Raw genomic sequence first — 1,221 nt, forward strand, 5'->3', positions numbered from 1 at the left:
GCCGCGTGCGGTGTGGGTGTCGGAGCTGAGCATGGCGGCGCCGAGTGCGACGGCGTGTTTCGGGTGGGTGTTGGTCATGATCGGTCGCCGTAGTGTGTCGCGTAGTAGCTGGGTGACCAGGGGGATCTGGGAGGAGCCGCCGACCAGGAGTACGGCGGTGAGGTCCTGCAGGGTGACGCCGGCGGCGGTGAGGGTCCGCCGGAAGGTTTCCATGGTGGTTTCCACGGGTGGTGTGATCATCTGCTCGAACGCTTCCCGGGTCACGGTCACGTATCGGATCGAGCCGGGCAGCGGCACGGTGATGTCCGCCTTCTCGCGGGTGGACAGCGCTTCTTTGGCGAGCCTGCAGTCGCGTTGCACGGCGGCCAGGATCGCGGCGGTGCCGGGGTCGGTGGGGTCGAGCGCGGTGATCGCGCCGCCGAGTTGGCGGTCGACGTGGTCCATGATCGCCTGGTCGAAGTCGGCGCCGCCGAGCCATTCGATGCCTTCGGGGGTGCCGATGATCTCCAGGCCGTCGCGGCCGTTGCGGACCACGGCGCTGTCGAAGGTGCCTCCGCCGAGGTCGTAGACGGCCAGCAGGCCGTCGGGGGGTAGTGGTTGGGTGGAGCAGTAGTAGGTGGCCGCGGCGACCGGTTCGGTGATGGTGATGACGGTCGGTCCGTCCGGCCTGGCCGCCGATCCGGGTTCGGTTTGTGGGCGGGGCAGGCCGGCCAGGTGTGGGATGGCGGCGAACTGTTCGCGTCGGTAGGGGCCCCACACGGCTGGGTGGGTCAGCACGATCCGGTCGGGTGGGGTGCCCTGGGCCTGGCTGACGGTGTCGACGACGGAGCGGAGCTGGGCGGCCATCAGGGCGGTGGGGGAGTACGGGGCCCCGTCCAGGATCACGGGGGTGGGGTCACCGAGGCGGCGTTTGAACTCCCGTGCCGCCCGGCCGGGGTTCTGCAGGCCGAGGCGGTCGGCTGCCTCACCGGTCAGCAGTTCGCCCTGCTCGTCGAGGTAGGCGACCGACGGGGTGACGATCGCCTGCCCGGCCAGTGGCACCATGTCCAGGGCCCAGGCGGAGGCGGTCGCTGCGGCGGTGAAGCTGGTACCCAGGTCGATACCCACTCCATACATAACCAGATTCCCCTCGCCGAGCCCGCCGCCGTTACCATGCAACAACGTTGTAGCTGGTTAACGGCGCCATCACGATACGCCGCAGTATTCTGGGTCACAAGATCG

At 69.3% G+C, this 1,221-nt stretch carries 1 protein-coding gene; it reads right to left on the reverse strand.

Annotation, left to right across the window (positions count from 1 at the left end; translation table 11 throughout):
* Positions 1-1,107 (reverse strand): Hsp70 family protein (locus ABGB16_RS33725; RefSeq protein WP_347672099.1); only part of this gene is annotated, 1,107 nt, incomplete at its 3' end.
* Between the last annotated feature and the right edge of the window lie 114 nt (positions 1,108-1,221).

This window comes from Micromonospora sp. B11E3, assembly GCF_039871625.1.
Lineage (GTDB): Bacteria > Actinomycetota > Actinomycetes > Mycobacteriales > Micromonosporaceae > Micromonospora.